The 20,597-nt window shown below is 44.1% G+C and carries 15 protein-coding genes; 14 read left to right on the plus strand and 1 reads right to left on the minus strand.

Features of this window, described 5'->3' with window-relative positions:
* The 11 genes from PG766_RS00390 (at nt 1) to PG766_RS00440 (ending at nt 13,323) form a co-directional block, all read left to right on the plus strand.
* Nucleotides 1–447, plus strand: coding sequence for an RrF2 family transcriptional regulator (locus tag PG766_RS00390; RefSeq protein ID WP_008374709.1), 447 nt, complete (start codon nt 1–3; stop codon nt 445–447).
* Nucleotides 448–821: 374 nt separating this feature from the next.
* Nucleotides 822–1,883, plus strand: coding sequence for a heat-inducible transcriptional repressor HrcA (gene hrcA, locus PG766_RS00395; RefSeq protein WP_008374717.1), 1,062 nt, complete (start codon nt 822–824; stop codon nt 1,881–1,883).
* A gap of 36 nt (nt 1,884–1,919) precedes the next feature.
* Nucleotides 1,920–2,567, plus strand: a complete 648-nt coding sequence (gene grpE, locus PG766_RS00400; protein ID WP_022220706.1) for a nucleotide exchange factor GrpE — start codon at nt 1,920–1,922, stop codon at nt 2,565–2,567.
* 88 nt (nt 2,568–2,655) lie between these two features.
* Nucleotides 2,656–4,530: a molecular chaperone DnaK gene (dnaK, locus tag PG766_RS00405; protein WP_008374721.1), complete on the plus strand. Its 1,875-nt coding sequence runs from the start codon at nt 2,656–2,658 to the stop codon at nt 4,528–4,530.
* Nucleotides 4,531–4,748: 218 nt separating this feature from the next.
* On the plus strand, nt 4,749–5,936 hold the full coding sequence (gene dnaJ / locus PG766_RS00410; RefSeq protein WP_008374725.1) for a molecular chaperone DnaJ: 1,188 nt from the start codon (nt 4,749–4,751) through the stop codon (nt 5,934–5,936).
* 350 nt (nt 5,937–6,286) lie between these two features.
* Complete coding sequence (locus tag PG766_RS00415; RefSeq protein WP_070097332.1) at nt 6,287–6,835, plus strand: DUF6465 family protein; 549 nt, start codon at nt 6,287–6,289, stop codon at nt 6,833–6,835.
* A gap of 74 nt (nt 6,836–6,909) precedes the next feature.
* Nucleotides 6,910–8,094 (plus strand): iron-containing alcohol dehydrogenase, encoded by a 1,185-nt coding sequence (locus tag PG766_RS00420; RefSeq protein WP_182438572.1) that lies wholly within the window; start codon nt 6,910–6,912, stop codon nt 8,092–8,094.
* A 1-nt stretch (nt 8,095) separates the two neighbouring features.
* Nucleotides 8,096–9,460, plus strand: coding sequence for an MATE family efflux transporter (locus tag PG766_RS00425; protein WP_117556428.1), 1,365 nt, complete (start codon nt 8,096–8,098; stop codon nt 9,458–9,460).
* A gap of 84 nt (nt 9,461–9,544) precedes the next feature.
* Nucleotides 9,545–9,922, plus strand: coding sequence for a RidA family protein (locus PG766_RS00430; RefSeq protein ID WP_117556305.1), 378 nt, complete (start codon nt 9,545–9,547; stop codon nt 9,920–9,922).
* Between the two features lie 35 nt (nt 9,923–9,957).
* Entirely contained in the window at nt 9,958–10,794 is an 837-nt protein-coding gene (locus tag PG766_RS00435; RefSeq protein WP_117823958.1) for an Mrp/NBP35 family ATP-binding protein, read from the plus strand.
* Between the two features lie 156 nt (nt 10,795–10,950).
* Nucleotides 10,951–13,323 (plus strand): ATP-dependent DNA helicase, encoded by a 2,373-nt coding sequence (locus tag PG766_RS00440; protein ID WP_118198447.1) that lies wholly within the window; start codon nt 10,951–10,953, stop codon nt 13,321–13,323.
* An 8-nt stretch (nt 13,324–13,331) separates the two neighbouring features.
* Here PG766_RS00440 and PG766_RS00445 read toward each other — a convergent pair whose 3' ends face one another.
* Nucleotides 13,332–14,210: a LysR family transcriptional regulator gene (locus PG766_RS00445; RefSeq protein WP_008374739.1), complete on the minus strand. Its 879-nt coding sequence runs from the start codon at nt 14,208–14,210 to the stop codon at nt 13,332–13,334.
* A 128-nt stretch (nt 14,211–14,338) separates the two neighbouring features.
* On the opposite strand from PG766_RS00445, the gene PG766_RS00450 reads away from it, so the two are divergent.
* From PG766_RS00450 to gdhA, 3 genes are all read left to right on the plus strand, one after another.
* Nucleotides 14,339–15,043: a TIGR01906 family membrane protein gene (locus PG766_RS00450; RefSeq protein WP_117823956.1), complete on the plus strand. Its 705-nt coding sequence runs from the start codon at nt 14,339–14,341 to the stop codon at nt 15,041–15,043.
* 150 nt (nt 15,044–15,193) lie between these two features.
* A complete protein-coding gene (locus PG766_RS00455) occupies nt 15,194–18,952 on the plus strand; it encodes a phosphoribosylformylglycinamidine synthase (protein WP_117823988.1) in 3,759 nt (1,252 codons plus the stop codon).
* Nucleotides 18,953–19,262: 310 nt separating this feature from the next.
* Nucleotides 19,263–20,597 (plus strand): NADP-specific glutamate dehydrogenase, encoded by a 1,335-nt coding sequence (gene gdhA, locus PG766_RS00460; RefSeq protein WP_118198446.1) that lies wholly within the window; start codon nt 19,263–19,265, stop codon nt 20,595–20,597.

Here is a 20,597-nt window from a genome sequence, read left to right on the forward strand (position 1 = left end):
ATGAATTTTTCAAAGAAAAGCAGATACGGACTTCGGGCACTGATCGACCTGTCCGTATACTCGAAAGAATCCCATGTTGCACTTGCAGCAATTGCAGAGCGTAACAGTATTTCACCGCAGTATCTGGAACAGGTATTTGCGGCACTCAGAAAAGCCGGAATCATCAAAAGTGTGAAAGGACCGCAGGGGGGATACCTGTTGGCGAAGCCTGCCACAAAGATTTCGGTTGCGGAAATATTACGTGCGCTGGAAGGTGATTATCTCATCGAAGAAGAGGATGTAGAAGGCGCCGAGAACGGAAGAGCTGCGGCTCAGGCTGTACAGAGTGAAGTTATCGAACGTCTGAACAGAGGACTACAGGATATCCTTGAGAATCTGTTTCTCTCTGACCTCGAACAAAAATATCAGGAATACAGTGAATACAGTCAGGATATGTACTATATATAATAGAAGAAATGCACACCATCAGACCGGGAGGCTGGGGTGTGTATTTTTTGGTTTGACGGTCGGGTGGGGAGTTTGGGAGGAAGGGAGCAGGCGGTTCAGGCAGAAAAGAAGGGATTCCGATTCAATCGGCAAACCATTCCGATGAGCCTCCGAAAGCAATCATTGTGTCAGCAATGGCTTCCACAATGATTTGAGTCTCATCTACATTGCCTCAAATGAATTGGAATCCGACAGCATATCCGGGTGGAACCGGACTAAAAATAAAAAAATCATAAACCCTGTTGACAAAGTGAATAGTAAGTGGTACATTTATAAGCGTAGAAAATGTTAGCACTCAGACATAACGAGTGCTAATAACAAAAAGGAGGTAGCATATGGAAGCCATACAGGAACTTAGTGAGCGGAAGACGAAGATCTTACATGCAATCATTAAGAACTATCTTGAGACCGGAGAGCCTGTGGGATCCAGAACGATTTCCAAGTATACGGATCTGAATTTAAGTTCGGCAACGATCCGGAATGAGATGGCAGATCTCGAAGAGCTTGGTTATATCATGCAGCCTCACACATCAGCAGGAAGGATTCCGTCGGATAAAGGTTACAGATGGTATGTGGATATGCTGATGAGCCAGAAGGAACAGGAGATTACCGAAATCAAAGGTCAGATGCTTGAGAAGGCTGACAAGATGGAAGAACTTCTGAAGCAGGTTGCAAAGGTTCTTGCGAACAACACAAATTATGCGACGATGATTTCGACTCCGACTTACAACGGGAACAAATTAAAATTTATCCAGCTTTCACAGGTTGATGACCATCAGCTGATCGTTGTGATCGTGATGGAAGGCAACATTGTAAAGAACCAGATCGTGACACTGGATGAGCCGCTCAGCAATGAAGCACTATTGAAGCTGAATATGCTTCTGAATACTTCGCTGAACGGAACTTCACTAGAGCAGATCAATCTGGGAGTGATCGCAAGACTGAAAGAACAGGCAGGGATCCACAGTGGAGTGATGAGCAGTGTCCTGGATGCAGTAGCGAATGTGATCCAGCTGGATGACGACATGGAGATTTACACCAGTGGCGCGACGAATATTTTCAAGTATCCGGAGCTTAGTGATAAGCAGAGCGCACAGGAGATCATCAGTGCTTTTGAAGAAAAGCAGCAGCTTGCCGCTCTGGTAACAAAGTCAATGGCAAACGGCGGTGAAGACAGAGACATCCAGGTATACATCGGAGATGAATCGAATGTGGAGAACATGAAAGACTGCAGCGTAGTCACAGCAACATATGAGTTGGGCGAGGGCATGCAGGGAACCATCGGAATCATCGGACCGAAGCGAATGGATTATGAACATGTCATGAAGACGCTTAAGACACTGATGGCAGAGCTGGATGACATATTCCACAGGGATGAGCCGAAAAAGCTCGAATAAGAAGTAAGAAAGGTGGAAGAACCATTGGATAAAAAGATGAGTAATGAAGAAATGGTAAAAGAAGCAGTGGAAGAAGCAAAGAAAGCTGCGGAGGCAGAAGCCAAAGAGCAGGAGGCAAAAGGGCAGGAACCGGAAGACGCGGAAGAAACCGAAGCAACAGAGGAAGAAGCTGTTGGTAAAGAGACGAATTCCGAAGATGCTGAAGAACCAAAGAAAAAGAAGCTGTTTGAAAAGAAGAATAAAAAAGATAAAAAGGATGAGCAGATCGCAGATCTGACAGACAAACTTACGAGACACATGGCTGAGTTCGATAATTACAGAAAGCGTACTGAAAAAGAAAAGTCAGCGATGTATGAGATCGGAGCCAAAGATGTTGTAGAAAAAATTCTTCCGATTGTAGACAACTTTGAACGCGGACTTCAGTCCGTACCGGAAGAAAAGAAAGATGATCCGTTCGTAGATGGAATGGATAAGATCTATAAACAAATGATGAGCACACTGGAAGGAATCGGAGTAAAACCGATCGAAGCAGTTGGTCAGGAATTCGATCCGAATTTCCACAATGCAGTGATGCATGTGGAGGATGAAGAACTTGGTGAAAATGTAGTAGCTGAGGAATTCCAGAAAGGATATATGTACCGTGACTCAGTCGTAAGACACAGCATGGTAAAGGTAGCAAACTAAGATATACCGTGTACCGCATTTACGATACACTTTATATAAATAACAAAGCAAAATACAATTTTTATTATATTAACAGGAGGTCTTCATAATGGGCAAAATCATTGGTATTGACTTAGGTACAACAAACAGTTGTGTAGCGGTTATGGAAGGTGGACAGCCGGTCGTAATCGCAAATACAGAAGGAGCAAGAACTACACCATCTGTAGTAGCATTTACAAAGACAGGAGAACGTCTTGTAGGTGAACCTGCAAAACGTCAGGCAGTAACAAATGCAGAAAAGACAATCTCATCTATCAAGCGTGAGATGGGTACAGATCATAAAGTAGACATCGATGGAAAGAAATATTCTCCACAGGAAATTTCAGCTATGATCCTTCAGAAATTGAAAGCAGATGCAGAAGGATATCTTGGAGAAAAAGTTACGGAAGCAGTTATCACTGTTCCGGCTTACTTCAACGATGCTCAGCGTCAGGCTACAAAAGATGCAGGTAAGATTGCAGGTCTTGATGTAAAACGTATCATCAACGAGCCTACAGCAGCAGCTCTTGCATATGGACTTGACAATGAAAAAGAACAGAAGATCATGGTATACGACCTTGGTGGTGGTACATTTGATGTATCTGTTATCGAGATCGGTGACGGCGTTATCGAAGTTCTTTCTACAGCTGGTAACAACAGACTTGGTGGAGATGACTTCGACCAGAAGATCACAGATTATATGCTTGCAGATTTCAAGGCAAAAGAAGGCGTAGACCTGTCAACAGACAGAATGGCACTTCAGAGACTGAAAGAAGCAGCTGAAAAAGCAAAGAAAGAACTTTCTTCTGCAACAACAACAAACATCAACCTTCCGTTCATCACAGCAACAGCTGAAGGACCGAAGCATTTTGATATGACTCTTACAAGAGCTAAATTCGATGAACTGACACGTGACCTTGTAGAAAAGACACAGGAACCGGTAAGACGTGCACTTTCTGATGCAGGACTTACAGCAGCAGACTTAGGTCAGGTACTTCTTGTTGGTGGATCTACACGTATCCCGGCAGTTCAGGAAGAAGTAAAACGTCTGACAGGAAAAGAACCAAGCAAATCTCTTAACCCGGATGAATGTGTAGCACTTGGTGCTTCTATCCAGGGTGGTAAGCTTGCAGGAGATGCAGGTGCAGGCGACATCCTTCTTCTTGATGTAACTCCACTTTCACTTTCTATCGAAACAATGGGTGGTGTAGCTACAAGACTGATCGAGAGAAACACAACAATCCCGACAAAGAAGAGCCAGATCTTCTCTACAGCAGCTGATAACCAGACAGCCGTTGATATCAATGTTGTACAGGGTGAAAGACAGTTTGCAAGAGATAACAAGTCCCTCGGACAGTTCAGACTGGATGGAATTCCGCCGGCTCCACGTGGAATCCCACAGATCGAAGTTACATTCGATATTGATGCAAACGGTATCGTAAATGTATCTGCAAAAGATCTGGGAACAGGAAAAGAACAGCACATCACAATTACAGCAGGATCTAATATGTCTGATGCAGATATCGACAAAGCTGTAAAAGAAGCTGCTGAATTTGAAGCTCAGGATAAGAAACGTAAAGAAGCAATCGATGCTAAGAACGATGCCGACGCTATGGTATTCCAGACAGAAAAAGCACTTGGCGAAGTTGGAGATAAGATCGATGCAGCAGACAAAGCAGCAGTAGAAGCTGACGTACAGGCTCTGAAAGATCTGCTTGCGAAAGCGAATACAGAAGAACTTACAGATGCTCAGGTTGCAGAAATCAAAGCAGGAAAAGAAAAACTGATGGAAAGCGCTCAGAAACTGTTCACAAAGGTTTACGAACAGGCAGGCGCACAGGCTGGTCAGGCAGGACCACAGGCTGGACCTGCACCAGAAGCAGGACCGGCTCCGGAAGGATTTAACGGAGATGACGTAGTTGACGGAGATTACAAAGAAGTTTAATCCGTAAGATAAGATGAGAAACTGCAAGGCGGCATTATACCGTCTTGCAGATTTCATGTATCATAAATAAAAATAGTTTTTTATGACATAAAAAGCCTCCGGTTAGGTGAACTGCATGTGCAAAGAAGATGTTGCAGAGAGCCGGCGCGGGCATGAGAATGTGCCAGGGTACATTCTGTATTAAAATACTTTGAGAAATATCTAAGTGAGGTAGGATTATGGCAGAGGCAAAAAGGGATTATTATGAGATCCTGGGCGTATCACGAGATGCGGATGATGCGACTCTGAAAAAAGCATACAGAGCTTTGGCGAAAAAATATCACCCGGATATGAATCCAGGAGATGCAGAAGCCGAAAAGAAGTTCAAGGAGGCTTCTGAAGCCTATGCTGTTCTGAGTGATGCAGACAAACGGCGTCAGTACGATCAGTTTGGTCATGCAGCGTTTGAAGGCGGTGCAGGCGGAGCCGGTGGATATGGCGGTTTTGATTTTAACGGGGCAGACTTTGGTGATATTTTTGGTGATATCTTCGGTGATCTGTTTGGCGGTGGCAGAAGAGGCGGACGTGCGAACAATGGTCCGATGAAAGGCGCCAATATCCGTAAAGGTGTCCGGATTACATTTGAGGAAGCAATTTTTGGATGCGAGAAGGAACTGGATATCGTTCTGAAAGATCCATGTACAAAGTGTAACGGAACAGGAGCAAAACCGGGAACAAGTCCGGAGACCTGTTCAAAATGTGGTGGAAAAGGTCAGGTTGTTTATACATCACAGTCGTTCTTCGGAACGGTGCAGAATGTGCAGACCTGTCCGGACTGTCATGGAACGGGTAAGATCATTCGTGAGAAATGTCCGGACTGTGGTGGAACAGGCTATACTTCAAGCCGCAAGAAGATCAAAGTCACAATCCCGGCAGGTATTGACAATGGTCAGAGCGTAAGAATCCGTGAGAAAGGTGAACCGGGTGTGAATGGCGGACCGAGGGGAGACCTTCTGGTAGAAGTTACGGTTTCCAGACATCCAATCTTCCAGAGACAGGATGTTCATATTTTCTCAACTGCACCAATTTCGTTTGCGCAGGCAGCACTTGGTGGTGATGTGCGAATCAAGACGGTTGATGGTGATGTGATCTATACCGTAAAACCGGGAACTAAGACTGATACAAAAGTACGACTGAAAGGAAAAGGGGTACCTTCTTTGAGAAATCCTCAGGTCAGAGGTGATCATTATGTGACGCTGGTTATTCAGACCCCGGAAAAATTAAGTCCGGAAGCCAAAGAAGTGCTTAGACATTTTGATCAGTTGACAGGAAATACACTGAACCAGGAAGAGCCGGCTTCTGAATCGAAGGGTAAAGCTAAGAAAAAAGGGTTCATGGATAAGTTAAAAGAAACATTTGAAGAATAATAAAAAGGTGGCTGTGAAAAACTCGATTGAATTTTTCACAGCCACCTTTTTTATTCTTCTTCGTCTTCCAGTTCTCCTCCGATGACACCTCCGAGAACGGCAGTGAAAGAAGCAACAACGACAGCGGCGATGATTGCTACACCGATCAGTGCTACTAAAATACCCATAACACGTACCTCCTTTTCTCGTCTTTTTATAGTATAACACGGAGGCAAGTAAAATTAAATGAAAAAATGTGACTTTTTTCATTTAGTATGCTATAATGTCAAAGAGCAAATGATAACACAGCGTATTGTCAGTTTTGCGGATTTAAAATAGTAAGGCTTAGCGGTTAAGGAGGGCAAACCAATATGGCACTGAAAAAACAGATAAAAGAAACAAAGGCAGCAGAGGTAAAGGCAGCGGCAGAAACTAAAGAAGAAGTAAAAACAGCAGTTAAAGCAGCAGAAGATAAAGTCAGCGAAAAAGTAGAAGAAGTAAAAGAAACTGCTAAAAAAGAAGCACAGCCGAAAGAAGTAAAGGCTACTGTTGAAAAGAAAGCGCAGGAGGTAAAAAAAGCTGCAGGAGAAGTGAAAAAAACAGTAGAAGAAACAGCTGAAAAAGCTGCAAAAGAAGTGAAGAAAACTGCAGAGAAAGTTACAAAAGAAGTAAAGAAAGCAGCACCAAAAACAACAGCAAAAAAATCTGCGGCAAAGAAAGAAATCAAAACAGAAGTTGTTCTTCAGTATGGTGAAAAAGAAGTAAACACAAAAGATATGATTGCTTCAGTAAAAAAAGACTGGACAAAACAGAAACATAAAATTTCCGAGATCAAGAGTATTGAGCTTTATGTAAAACCGGAAGATTATGCAGTATACTATGTAATCAATGGCGAACATACCGGAAAAGTATGGTTATAAGATAAGACTGAAAGATTTAGTCCGAACCGCAATCTTTATTGAACGGTTCGGATTTTTTTAAGGAGAGAGGTAAAATGCAAAAGTTTATACAGTATACCCCGACAGAAATCCTGTTTGGAGAAAACACACAGGCAGAAGTTGGGAAAGAAGTTAAGAAATGGGGCGGAAGCCGTGTATTTATCGTATATGGCGGTGGAAGTGTAAAGAAAAGCGGACTTCTTGCGCAGGTAGAAGAAGCCCTGGAAAAAGAAGGACTTGCTTATGCGGAATTTGGCGGAGTAAAGCCAAATCCCCGGATGGCATATGCACAGGAAGGCGTTGAGAAAGCAATTGAGTTCGGTGCGGATTTTCTTCTTGCAGTAGGCGGTGGAAGTTCTATTGATACAGCAAAGGCAATCGCCCATGGTGTGGCAAACCCGGACTGGTCTCTGGAGGAAATCTGGGGAGGTGAAATCATACTTACCAGATCGACACCGGTAGGATGCGTACTTACGATTGCGGCAGCAGGAAGTGAAACAAGCGATTCCGCAGTTCTGACAAACGAAGAAACAAGGAAAAAGGGAGGAATCAGCACTAGCCTGAACCGCCCGAAGTTTGCGATTATGAATCCGGTTCTTACCTATACGCTTCCAAAATATCAGATTGCGTGCGGAATCGTGGATATCATGATGCATACACTGGAGCGATATTTTATTCCAAATACGAGAAATCAGATAACAGATGAGATTGCAGAGGGAGTTCTGCGGGTTGTGATTGAAAATGGAAAGAAAGGTCTGGAGAATCCGACAGACTACGATGCCATGAGTGAAATCATGTGGGCAGGAAGCCTTTCACATAACGGTCTGACAGGTCTCGGAAGAGCAAAAGATTTTTCTGTACATAAGCTCGGACATGCACTTGGTGCAAAATATGATAAGGCGCATGGTGCAACCCTTTCAGCTGTCTGGGGATCTTGGGCAGAATATGTCTACAAAAACGATGAAGAAAGATTTGCGCATTACGCAAAAAAAGTATGGGGCGTAGAGGAAGAAGATGTGGCGAAAGCCGCAAAAGAGGGAATTCGCCGGACGGTAGAATATTTCCGTGAGATTCATATGCCGACAAATTTAAAGGAACTGGAGATCGGAGAAGTATCAGAGGAAGATCTGCGGGAACTTGCTATGGCTGCGACATTAAATGATACTGTAAAACTTTCAAAAATCAAAGAACTTACTGCCGAAGATGTATACCAGATTTTTCGGAAAGCAGCAGGAAAATAAGATGGAAATAAATAAGAGAAAATTTTACAGACAAGTGTTCGCACTTGTAATTCCAATGGCACTTCAGAATCTGATCAATGTGGGTGTGACGGCGGCAGACGTGCTGATGCTTGGAAGAGTCAGCGAAAAAGTTCTTTCTGGTGCATCCCTTGCAGGGCAGATACAGTTTGTCATGACACTGATCCTTTTTGGTACAACATCAGGTGCAACGGTTTTGACTGCACAGTACTGGGGAAAGAAAGATACACAGACGATTGAAAAAATCCTTGGAATGGGAATGACCATCGGTGTCAGCTGTGCAGCTCTTTTTACCATTGTTGCGGAAATCATTCCGGAAGTGCTGCTTCATATCTATACCAGTGACCCGGCCGTGATCGCAGAAGGTGTGAAATATTTGCGGATCGTGGCGCTTTCCTATGTTCTGATGGCGGCAACGCAGGTCTATCTTTACATTATGCGGAGTATCGAGCAGGTTGTGATCGCAACGGTTGTTTACAGCGCGTCACTAGTTTGTAATGTCCTGGTAAATGCGCTTCTTATTTTTGGCTTATTTGGTTTACCGAAGATGGGAATTATGGGTGCGGCAATCGGAACTCTGACAGCAAGGATCGTAGAACTTATCATTGTAATCTGGTATGCAAAAGTAAAAAACCATGACGTTAGATTTCACCCGGTCTATATGCGTAAGATCGACAAGGTGCTGCTGAAAGATTTCCTGATTTATGCGAGCCCGGTGATCTTGAATGAAATGATGTGGGGACTTGGATCTACAGCGAATACAGCAGTGATCGGTCATCTGGGAAGTGCTGCGGTGGCAGCAAATTCCGTGGCGCAGGTTGCAAGACAGCTGGCAACGGTGGTTGCCTTTGGTGTATCCAATGCGACTGCCATTTATCTTGGTAAGACCATCGGTGCAAAAGAGTTTCATCTGGCAAAAGAGTATGGAAAAAGATTTTTGTGGCTGAGTATTATTACTGGTGCGGTAGGAGGCGGCATCATTCTGATAGCTGCTCCGATTGCAAATCATGTGATGACACTCTCACAGGAAGCGCAGGGGTATCTTTATTTTATGTTTTTTGTTATGTCTTACTTTACACTCTGCCAGGCGATCAATACGACCCTTGTGGTGGGTGTATTCCGGGCAGGAGGAGATACCAGGTTTGGTCTGATCCTGGATGTGTCTACCATGTGGGGATGCTCTATTCTGCTGGGTATGATCGCTGCCTTTGTCTTTCATGCGCCGGTGCAGGTTGTTTATATCCTTCTGATGAGTGATGAGGTGATCAAAGTACCGATCACAGTCATGCGCTACCGAAGCTATAAATGGATTCAGAATGTGACGAGAGAAAAAGCAGAGCTGGCATAACATTGTATGCGAAAATAAATTTGGAATTTTGAGGCAGATGTGATATGATATAGAAAGAATATATTTGAAAAGGAGATTTGCAACATGAAATTAGTATCAACAGAAAAAGCACCAAAAGCACTTGGACCGTATTCCCAGGGATATGTACATGGGGGAATCCTTTATTCAGCAGGACAGATTGCGATCAATCCGGCTACAGATACTGTAGAAGCTGATACCATCGAAGGACAGGCTGACCAGGTATGTAAGAACATCGGAGCAATCCTTGAAGAAGCAGGAACTTCTTTTGACAAAGTATTAAAGACAACCTGTTTCCTTGCTGATATGGGAGATTTTGCCGCATTTAACGAAGTTTATGCGAAATATTTCACATCAAAACCAGCCAGAAGCTGTGTTGCTGTTAAGACACTTCCAAAGAACCTTCTTTGCGAAATTGAAGTGATAGCAGCAGTAGAAGAATAGGATTTATAAATCCTGAAAATTAGGAGGATGGCGTTATGGCAGAAGAGCAGAACAGCGGATGTTCGCCGGAATCGTGTTCTTCCTGTGCGCATGCGGGTTCATGCAGCAGTGCGAAGAAAGATCTGAAAGCACCGGCAAATCCGTATTCACAGGTAAAAAAAGTAATTGGAGTAGTCAGCGGTAAAGGTGGAGTCGGCAAATCAATGGTGACAGCATCTCTTGCACGTATGATGGTACAGCAGGGATATTCAGTTGGTATTCTGGATGCGGATATCACAGGACCATCTATCCCGAAGATGTATGGAGTGCATGGAAGTGCAGTCGGAAGCGAGGCGGGAATGTTCCCGTGCGTTGCAAAAGACGGCACGAAGATCATGTCGGTCAATCTGCTTCTGGAACACGAATCAGATCCTGTCATCTGGAGAGGACCGGTGATCGCAGGAGTAGTAACCCAGTTCTGGACTGATGTAATGTGGGGAGATCTGGATTTCTTATTTGTTGATATGCCACCGGGAACAGGGGATGTTCCTCTTACGGTATTTCAGTCACTTCCGGTAGACGGCGTTGTGATCGTGACTTCGCCACAGGATCTGGTACAGATGATTGTAGAGAAAGCTTACAATATGGCAAAGAAGATGAACATACCGGTTCTCGGACTGGTGGAAAACTACAGTTATCTGGAATGTCCGGACTGTGGAAAGAAAATATCTGTATTTGGGGAAAGCCACATTGACGAGATTGCAGAAAAACTTGGGGTAGAAGTACTCGGAAAGATGCCGATCGATCCGAAACTTGCCGAAATTGTAGAACAGGAGAAGTTCTATGAGGCAGACAACCAGTATCTTAAAAACATCATTGACAAGTTCAATTAAGAAGAAAGCTCCGGCGAGGTGATGATCGCCGGGGCTTTTTAGCTATAGAGGCACGGAAAATGTGAAAAGCCATATCATGACAGGACGGATACAATTGGCAAGGAACATGTGTTTATGGTATGATAACAGGTAGCAAAAAGCGGAGGCAGAAAGAACATGGACGAGAATCTCCCGGTGATCCGGATTTCGGTGCGAAACCTTGTGGAGTTTATTTTAAGAGAAGGGGATATTGACAATCGAACAGGAGGCGGACAAGATCCGGAGAATATGCAGATGGGAAGTCGGATTCACCGGAAGATCCAGAGACAGATGGGATCGGATTATCAGGCGGAGGTACCTCTTAAGACAGAGATCGTCTGTGATGGGTTTACTTTGAAAATAGAAGGACGTGCCGATGGACTGATTCATACAAAAGAGCAGGTCATGGTAGATGAGATCAAGGGTGTTCTGCGGGAACTTGACCGGGTGCAGGAGCCGGCAGGCATTCATCTGGCACAGGCAAAATGTTATGCCAGCATGGTAGCAGAACAGGAAGGGGTGGATGAGATCGGGGTACAGATGACCTATTGCCAGATGGAGACGGAAGAGGTGAAAAGGTTTCAGTATTCTTATCAGAGTAACGAACTGAAAGTCTGGTTCGATGAAGTTATTCGACAGTATAAAAAATGGGCAAAGTTCCAGATTGAATGGAGAAAGGCAAGAAATGCATCTATTAAAGGGATTGAATTTCCGTTTCCATATCGTAAAGGGCAGAGAGATCTTGCGGTATCTGTTTACCGGACGATTCTTCGGAAGAAAAAGTTGTTCATCCAGGCACCAACCGGAGTGGGGAAGACGATTTCAACGGTATTTCCGGCAGTGAAAGCGGTTGGAGAAGAACTGGGTGAGAAGATTTTTTATCTGACGGCAAAGACAATCACCCGGACGGTGGCGGAGCAGGCATTCGAAACCTTACGGGAACAGAATCTGAAGTTCAAGGTGATCACTTTAACGGCAAAAGAAAAAATCTGTTTCTGTGAGGAGACAAGCTGCAATCCGGATGACTGCCCATATGCCAAAGGGCATTTTGACCGGGTAAATGACGCGGTCTATGAGCTTTTGATGCGGGAAGATGTGATGAGCCGGGAAGTGTTGGAAGCGCAGGCAAGAAAGCATAAGGTCTGTCCATTTGAAATGGCACTGGATGTGTCGACCTGGGTGGATGGTGTGATCTGCGATTATAATTATGTGTTTGACCCGGATGCCCGGCTCAGACGTTTCTTTGCAGAAGGTGGCGCTGGAGGATATTTGTTTCTGATCGATGAGGCACACAATCTGGTAGAACGTGGACGGCAGATGTACAGTGCAGAGCTATGTAAGGAGGATTTTCTTGCGGTGAAGAAACTGGTAAAGGGAGAAGCACCGCGGTTTGCAAAAAGACTGGAGGCATGCAATAAGATTCTTCTGGCAATGAAAAAAGAGTGTGAAAACTATAAAGTGCTGGACAATATTTCGCATTTTGGAATCCAGCTTATGAATGTACTATCTGAGACAGACCGGTATCTGGAGGAATGTGTGGATAAAGAAGTCCGGGAAACCGTATTGGATTTTTATTTTCAAGTGAGGTCTTTCCTGAATATATATGATGGGTTGGATGAGAACTATGTCGTCTATACGGAGTATCAGGAGAATGGAAGATTTGTTCTGAAGTTGTTTTGTGTTAACCCGGCGGCAAATCTGCAGAAATGTCTGGATAAGGGGAACAGTGCTGTATTCTTTTCGGCAACACTTCTGCCAATCCAGTATTACAAAAGACTTCTGAGTACGGAAAAAGACAACTATGCGGTCTACATTGATTCTTCGTTTGATACAAAGAAGAGACTGCTTATGAATGGTGTGGATGTGAGTACCCGTTACGCCATGCGTTCCAGGGAAATGTATCAACGATATGCGACATACATTTTCCGGGTAGTGAAAGCAAAAATGGGGAATTATCTGATCTTTTTCCCGTCTTACCGGTTTATGGAAGATGTGTATCAGGAATTTACACAGCTTCTTGCATCAGATGAAGAAGAGATGGAACTGGTTATTCAGCAGAAGCACATGGATGAAGAAGAACGGGAAAATTTCCTGCGTGCATTTGAAATGGGAAGAGAGAAAAGTCTGATCGGTTTTGGAGTTCTTGGCGGGATTTTCTCAGAAGGAATCGATCTGACAAATGAGAAGCTGATCGGGACACTGATCATCGGAACAGGGCTGCCGCAGGTGTGCAATGAGCGGGAAATCCTGAAAAGCTATTTTGACCAGAAGGGACTTTACGGGTTTGACTATGCTTACCGGTATCCGGGGATGAACAAGGTTTTGCAGGCGGCAGGAAGGGTGATCCGCACAGAGGATGACCGCGGAGTGATACTTCTTCTGGATGAGCGTTTTCAGAGGGAGAAGGGGAAAGAGATTTTCCCGAAAGAATGGGCGGACTGTGAAAGATGCCGGTTAGACATTGTGGAAGAAAAAATCCGTCTGTTCTGGGAAAAACAGACGGATAATTAAGAAACTTTTTATGCATTAAAGTAATCCAGAAATGCCTGTGTCGCGCGGGAAACCGGAACATGTCCGTTCCATGCGGCAACCAGCTGACGCTTTGGAAGTTGTTCTTCGGTCTGGACGACAAAGAGTTGGTCGGAATTCTTTGGTACACAGTAGTCCGGAATAAAAGCGATGCCAAGTCCGATCCGTGCGAGATCGATCAGAAGATCGTTGCTGCTCAGCTCGATTTCAGGAACCAGATCCAACTGATGCTGCTGGAAGAGAGAATGCAGAAATTCACTGGTTGTACTTTTTCTGTCCAGCATGATGATCGGATAACGCTGCAGTTCTTTGAGGGAAAGCTTTTTCCCCTGCAGTTCCGCAAAGGACTGGTTTGCGATAAAGACATCGTGAAAATCACGGATCTTTCGGAAGGAGGCAAGACTGCCAAGGTAAACGTTCGGATAGTTAGCGACAATGAGATCTACCTGACCGTTCTCCAGAAGTTCCGTACACTTGATCGAAGTGGCATTGGTCACTTTTATATGTGCGTTAGGGAAAGCTTTGTGGAAACGTTCCAGATAAGGAACCAGAAAATACCGGCAGATGGTGTCGCTGGCACCGATGCGGATCTGACCGCCGGTAGAGGCTGTTTCCATGATCTGGGATTCCCCGCGCTTGATCAGATTGATCGCCGGTTCGATATGACGCAGAAGGATCTCGCCTTCCGGGGTGAGCTGAACTTTTTTTGTGCTTCGGATGAAAAGAACCTGATCCAGTTTCTTTTCCAGTGCTTTAATGGACTGGCTGACAGCGGACTGTGAAATAAAGAGCTGCTTGGAAGCCTCAGAAAAGCTGAGTGTGTCTGCAACATAATAAAATACTTTATATAATTCATAGTTGATATCCATTATTAGTCCTCCTTATAAAACCTATTAGTATTATAAGTGATAAAAAATAAAATTTCAAGAGAAAACCATTTTTGACAAATGAAGGCAGGGTTGCTAAACTATAGACAAAAAAGAGAAGGAGAAAAAGGATGGCAAAAAAGAAATGGCTGCATAAAATCCTGGCGATTTTGCCGAGTATTTCACTGATCGTGATCCTGCTGATCAGCAGTTTTGAGATCGGTGCATACGGAGACTGGAATTTTTATGAAAAAGAATATGAAAAATATAAGGTAGCGGATGAACTTTATATGGAGATGCCGGATATTATGAAGGTGACAAAATTCATGATGTCTTATTTGCGGGGCAACGAGAAGAAACTGAGTATTGAGACGGAAGTGGAAGGAAATATACAGGATTTTTTCAATGAGAAGGACCGGCTTCATATGGCAGATGTGCAGGGGCTTTTTCTTGGCGGACTTGCAATCCGGCGGGGAGCAATCATCGTACTGCTTTTTTCAATGGCGGCACTTGTGCTTATGAAAGCAGACTGGAAGAGACTGATCCCGCAGATGTATCAGCGGGTGCTGGCGGTATTTCTGGCACTTACCGCGGTGGCAGGATTTCTGTTCTCAAGAGACTTTAACAAATATTTCGTGATCTTTCATCATATTTTCTTTAACAATAACTTATGGATCCTTGATCCGGCAGAAGACTATATGATCCGGATGCTACCGGAGGGCTTTTTCTATGATATGGTGATGAGGATCGGAAGTATTTTTGCTGTGTTTTTAATCGTATCTTTTGTCTGCAGTATTGTTCAGAAAAAGATAAATAAGAGATGCGGTTCACGTTAATTGTAATAAATAAGATATACTTATAAAAAGATTTAGTTATATTTATTGTACTTATAAAAGGTGATGTGGTAAAATAAAAATCGAGGAAACTGCCGTTATGCCGGATCAAGGCATGCGGTTTCAATATTACTACCAAAGCTAATGGAGGAAATTATGGGCGTAAAACGTGTATATGTGGAGAAAAAACCAGAATTTGCAGTACAGGCTAAAGAACTTCGCCATGAGGTAAAGAGTTATCTTGGAATTAAGACGGTGAAGAATGTACGTGTACTGATCCGCTATGATGTGGAAAATCTTTCTGATGCAACATTTGAAAGAGCATGCAACGGTGTGTTTGCAGAACCACCGGTAGATGTGCTTTACAGAGAGGACTTCCCGCGCGAAGAAAGTGACCACATTTTTTCTGTAGAATTTCTTCCTGGACAGTTTGACCAGAGAGCAGATTCTGCTGTTCAGTGCGTACAGTTTATCAAAGAGGATGAGCTGCCGGTTATCAAGACAGCGACCACTTATGTGATCGAAGGTGAGATCAGCGAAGAAGAGATGGAAGCTATCAAGGCACACTGCATCAATCCGGTGGATTCCAGAGAGACAGGACTTGAAAAACCGGAGACACTGGTTACGAAATTCGAGGAACCTGCAGATGTAAAGATTTTTGACGGATTCAAAGATATGCCGGAAGCGGAACTGAAAGAGTTATACAGTTCTCTTGGACTTGCTATGACATTCAAGGATTTCCAGCACATCCAGAATTATTTCAAAGGGGAGGAACACAGAGATCCATCTATGACAGAGATCCGTGTTCTGGATACTTACTGGTCTGACCACTGCCGTCATACTACATTCTCAACAGAACTTACAGAAGTATCCTTCGGTGATGGCGATTACAGAAAGCCGATGGAAGATACTTATAAAGAATACCTTCAGACACACAGTGAGATCTTTAAAGGACGCGAAGACAAATTTGTATGCCTGATGGATCTTGCATTGATGGCAATGCGGAAGCTGAAAAAAGAAGGCAAACTTCAGGATCAGGAAGAATCCGATGAGATCAATGCCTGCAGTATCGTTGTCCCGGTTGAAGTAGATGGTGTGGAAGAAGAGTGGCTTGTCAACTTCAAGAACGAGACGCACAACCATCCGACCGAGATCGAACCATTTGGTGGTGCAGCTACCTGCCTTGGTGGAGCAATCCGTGACCCGCTGTCAGGACGTACTTATGTATACCAGGCAATGCGTGTAACAGGTGCAGCAGATCCGACCGTATCTGTAAAAGAGACGATGAAAGGAAAACTGCCGCAGAAGAAACTGGTGCGTAGTGCAGCACATGGATACAGCTCATATGGTAATCAGATCGGACTTGCAACCGGACTGGTAAAAGAGATCTATCATCCGGATTATGTGGCAAAGAGAATGGAGATCGGTGCGGTTATGGGTGCTGCTCCGAGACGTGCAGTTATCCGTGAAAATTCGGATCCGGGAGATATCATCATTCTTCTTGGCGGACGTACCGGACGTGATGGCTGTGGTGGAGCAACCGGTTCTTCCAAAGTTCATACCGAAGAATCCATCGAGACATGTGGAGCTGAGGTTCAGAAGGGTAATGCGCCGACCGAACGTAAAATCCAGAGAATGTTCCGCAGAGAAGAAGTCAGCAAGCTGATCAAGAAGTGTAATGACTTCGGAGCAGGCGGAGTATCTGTTGCAATCGGAGAACTTGCAGATGGTCTTCAGATCAATCTGGACAAAGTACCGAAAAAATATGCAGGTCTTGATGGAACAGAGATTGCAATTTCTGAATCCCAGGAGCGTATGGCTGTTGTGGTAGATCCGAAGGATGTAGATGAATTCCTTGGCTATGCAAAAGAAGAGAATCTGGAGGCGGTAAAGGTTGCAGTTGTTACCGAAGATCCGAGACTTGTTCTTTCATGGAGAGGAAAAGAGATTGTAAATATTTCCCGTGCCTTCCTGAACACCAACGGTGCACACCAGGAGACAACGGTTAAAGTTGATATTCCTTCAAGAGAAGATACCATCCTTAAGAAACAGGTCGAGGTTGGCGATGTAAAAGAAAAATGGCTGGATACTCTGAAAGATCTGAATGTATGCTCGCAGAAAGGTCTGGTTGAGATGTTCGACGGATCCATCGGAGCAGGCTCGGTTTTCATGCCTCACGGTGGAAAATACCAGATGACAGAGACGCAGAGTATGGTTGCAAAGCTTCCGGTTATGCATGGTAAATGCGATACCGTTACGATGATGAGTTATGGATTTGATCCGTATCTGTCAAGCTGGAGTCCGTATCACGGAGCTGTCTATGCTGTCACAGAGTCTATGGCTAAGATCGTGGCTTGTGGTGGAGATTACAGCAAGATCCGTTTTACATTCCAGGAATATTTCCGCAGAATGACAGAGGATCCGGAAAGATGGAGTCAGCCATTTGCAGCACTGCTTGGTGCATATAAGGCACAGATTGCTTACGGACTTCCGTCAATCGGAGGAAAGGACAGCATGTCCGGAACATTTGAACATATCGATGTACCGCCGACACTGGTATCCTTTGCAGTTGACATTGCCAAAGAAGGAGATATCATTACTCCGGAACTGAAAAAAGCAGGTAATAAACTTGTATGGATGAAGATTGAAAAAGATGAATATGAGCTTCCGGTATATGAACAGGTAATGGATCAGTACGGTAAGTTCGCTGATGATATCCACAACGGAAAGATTGTATCGGCTTACGCACTTGACCGCCATGGAGTGATCGCAGCTGTCAGTAAGATGGCATTCGGTAACGGAATGGGTGTGAAGATCGAACACAGCATGGATGCAAGAGAACTTTTTGCACCTGCATTCGGTGACATCGTAGCAGAAGTTCCGGCAGACAAGGTTGGAGAACTCTCCATTTCTTACACTGTGATCGGTGAAGTGACAGATGATGCGAAATTCGCATTTGGAGATACAGAAATCACACTGAAAGAAGCAGAAGATGCATGGACAGGAACTCTGGAACAGGTATTCCGTACGGTATCTGACGAAGCTTCTGACGAAAAGGTAGAATCTCCGCTGTATGATACAAAAGACATTGTAATCTGCGGACACAAGATTGCACAGCCGACCGTATTTATCCCGGTATTCCCAGGAACAAACTGCGAATATGACAGTGCAAAAGCATTTGAAAGAGCAGGTGCAAAGGTCATCACAAAAGTATTCCGTAACATGGATGCAGCAGATATCGTAGATTCTGTGAATACATTTGAAAAAGAAATTGCAAAATCTCAGATCATCATGTTCCCGGGTGGATTCTCAGCCGGTGACGAACCGGATGGTTCTGCAAAATTCTTTGCAACTGCATTCCAGAATGCAAAACTCAAAGAAGCAGTAGAAAAACTTCTGAATGAAAGAGATGGTCTTGTACTTGGTATCTGTAACGGATTCCAGACACTGGTTAAACTTGGTCTGGTTCCTTACGGAGAAGTTGTGGGACAGACACCGGATTCTCCGACACTGACCTACAATACCATCGGACGCCATATTTCCAAGATGGTTTACACGAAAGTTGTTACCAACAAGTCACCATGGCTGCAGGGAGCAGAGCTTGGCGGAGTTTATACCAATCCGGCATCCCACGGAGAGGGACGTTTTGTTGCAAGTGAAGAATGGCTTGACAAGCTCTTTGCAAACGGACAGGTTGCAACACAGTACTGTGACCTTGACGGAAATGTATCTATGGACGAAGAATGGAACGTCAATGGCTCTTATCGCGCAATTGAAGGTATCACAAGTCCGGATGGCCGTGTGCTTGGTAAGATGGCACATTCAGAACGTCGTGCAGATTCCGTGGCAATCAATATTTATGGTGAGCAGGATATGAAGATCTTTGAATCCGGTGTGAAATATTTCAAATAAGACGGGAAATCTGGAATAAAATGCTTCGAATGAGACGAAAATGCAAGATTGTCGACACAAACTTGCAAAAAAGAGAAGAAGTATCAAGAAAAAAAATGAAAATCAGCTGTATTTGAAAAAAAATGTAGTGGAAATTCATAAAAATTGAAAAATATGCAAAAAAATCTTGACACAGGCGCCTGAATGCTTTACTCTGTTAAAGAACAAAGGTGTTCCGGAGGGACAGACATTTGTTTGTCCCTCTTTTTTTAGCAAAGAAGTGTGCAAAGTCACATTTTTGTAAAAGAACATTCAGGAGGTATTGAGTAGTATGTCTTATGTTGATGAAGTAATTGAACTTGTAGTAAAGAAAAACCCAGATGAACCAGAATTTCATCAGGCAGTAAAAGAGGTTCTGGAATCTCTTCGTGCAGTTGTAGAAGCTCATGAAGAAGAATACAGAAGAGACGCTCTTCTTGAAAGACTCGTTGAGCCGGAAAGACAGATCAAATTCCGCGTACCGTGGGTAGATGATAAAGGTCAGGTTCAGGTTAATACAGGATACCGTGTACAGTTTAACAGTGCAATTGGACCATACAAAGGAGGATTACGTCTCCATCCTTCAGTAAATATCGGAATTATCAAATTCCTTGGATTTGAACAGATCTTCAAAAACTCTCTGACAGGACTTCCGATCGGTGGAGGAAAAGGTGGATCAGACTTCGATCCGAAAGGAAAATCAGATCGTGAAGTTATGGCATTCTGCCAGAGCTTTATGACAGAGCTTTGCAAATATATCGGAGCAGACACAGATGTACCAGCCGGAGATATCGGAACAGGTGCAAGAGAGATCGGATATATGTACGGACAGTACAAGAGAATCCGTGGATTATCAGAAGGTGTTCTGACAGGTAAAGGACTCAGCTATGGTGGATCCCTTGCACGTACAGAAGCTACAGGATACGGACTTCTGTATTTCACACGCGAGATGCTCAAACTTGCAGGAAAAGACATCGCTGGCAAGACAGTTGCTGTTTCCGGAGCAGGTAACGTTGCAATCTACGCAATCGAAAAAGCACAGCAGATGGGTGCCAAAGTTGTAACATGCAGCGATTCTACAGGATGGGTTTATGATCCGGAAGGAATCGATGTTGCAGCACTGAAAGAAATCAAAGAAGTGAAGAGAGCAAGACTTACAGAATACAAGAACTACCGTCCAAATTCAGAATATCATGAAGGACGCGGTGTATGGTCAGTAAAAGTTGATGTCGCTCTTCCTTGTGCAACACAGAACGAACTTCATCTGGAAGATGCAAAACAGCTTGTTGCAAACGGATGCTTCGCAGTAGCAGAAGGAGCTAACATGCCTACCACACTGGAAGCTACACAGTATCTGCAGGAGAACGGTGTATTATTTGCACCTGGTAAAGCTTCTAATGCAGGTGGTGTTGCCACATCAGCACTTGAGATGTCACAGAACAGCGAACGTCTCAGCTGGACATTCGAAGAAGTTGATGCAAAACTTCAGAACATCATGGTAAATATCTGCCACAACGCAGCAGACGCAGCAAAACGTTACGGAGCAGAAGGAAACTATGTAGTAGGTGCTAACATTGCCGGATTTGAAAAAGTTGTAGACGCAATGCAGGCTCAGGGAATTGTATAA

The organism is Coprococcus sp. LG101-27 (genome assembly GCF_027695515.1).
GTDB classification, from domain to species: Bacteria; Bacillota; Clostridia; order Lachnospirales; family Lachnospiraceae; genus Allocoprococcus; species Allocoprococcus comes.

Coding starts and splice junctions, on each gene's coding strand:
- PG766_RS00425 (WP_117556428.1), top strand. CDS start 8,096: ATGGAAATAAATAAGAGAAAATTTTACAGACAAGTGTTCGCACTTGTA.
- dnaK (WP_008374721.1), top strand. CDS start 2,656: ATGGGCAAAATCATTGGTATTGACTTAGGTACAACAAACAGTTGTGTA.
- PG766_RS00445 (WP_008374739.1), bottom strand. CDS start 14,210: ATGGATATCAACTATGAATTATATAAAGTATTTTATTATGTTGCAGAC.
- PG766_RS00415 (WP_070097332.1), top strand. CDS start 6,287: ATGGCACTGAAAAAACAGATAAAAGAAACAAAGGCAGCAGAGGTAAAG.
- hrcA (WP_008374717.1), top strand. CDS start 822: ATGGAAGCCATACAGGAACTTAGTGAGCGGAAGACGAAGATCTTACAT.
- dnaJ (WP_008374725.1), top strand. CDS start 4,749: ATGGCAGAGGCAAAAAGGGATTATTATGAGATCCTGGGCGTATCACGA.
- PG766_RS00450 (WP_117823956.1), top strand. CDS start 14,339: ATGGCAAAAAAGAAATGGCTGCATAAAATCCTGGCGATTTTGCCGAGT.
- PG766_RS00390 (WP_008374709.1), top strand. CDS start 1: ATGAATTTTTCAAAGAAAAGCAGATACGGACTTCGGGCACTGATCGAC.
- gdhA (WP_118198446.1), top strand. CDS start 19,263: ATGTCTTATGTTGATGAAGTAATTGAACTTGTAGTAAAGAAAAACCCA.
- PG766_RS00440 (WP_118198447.1), top strand. CDS start 10,951: ATGGACGAGAATCTCCCGGTGATCCGGATTTCGGTGCGAAACCTTGTG.
- PG766_RS00435 (WP_117823958.1), top strand. CDS start 9,958: ATGGCAGAAGAGCAGAACAGCGGATGTTCGCCGGAATCGTGTTCTTCC.
- PG766_RS00420 (WP_182438572.1), top strand. CDS start 6,910: ATGCAAAAGTTTATACAGTATACCCCGACAGAAATCCTGTTTGGAGAA.
- grpE (WP_022220706.1), top strand. CDS start 1,920: ATGAGTAATGAAGAAATGGTAAAAGAAGCAGTGGAAGAAGCAAAGAAA.
- PG766_RS00430 (WP_117556305.1), top strand. CDS start 9,545: ATGAAATTAGTATCAACAGAAAAAGCACCAAAAGCACTTGGACCGTAT.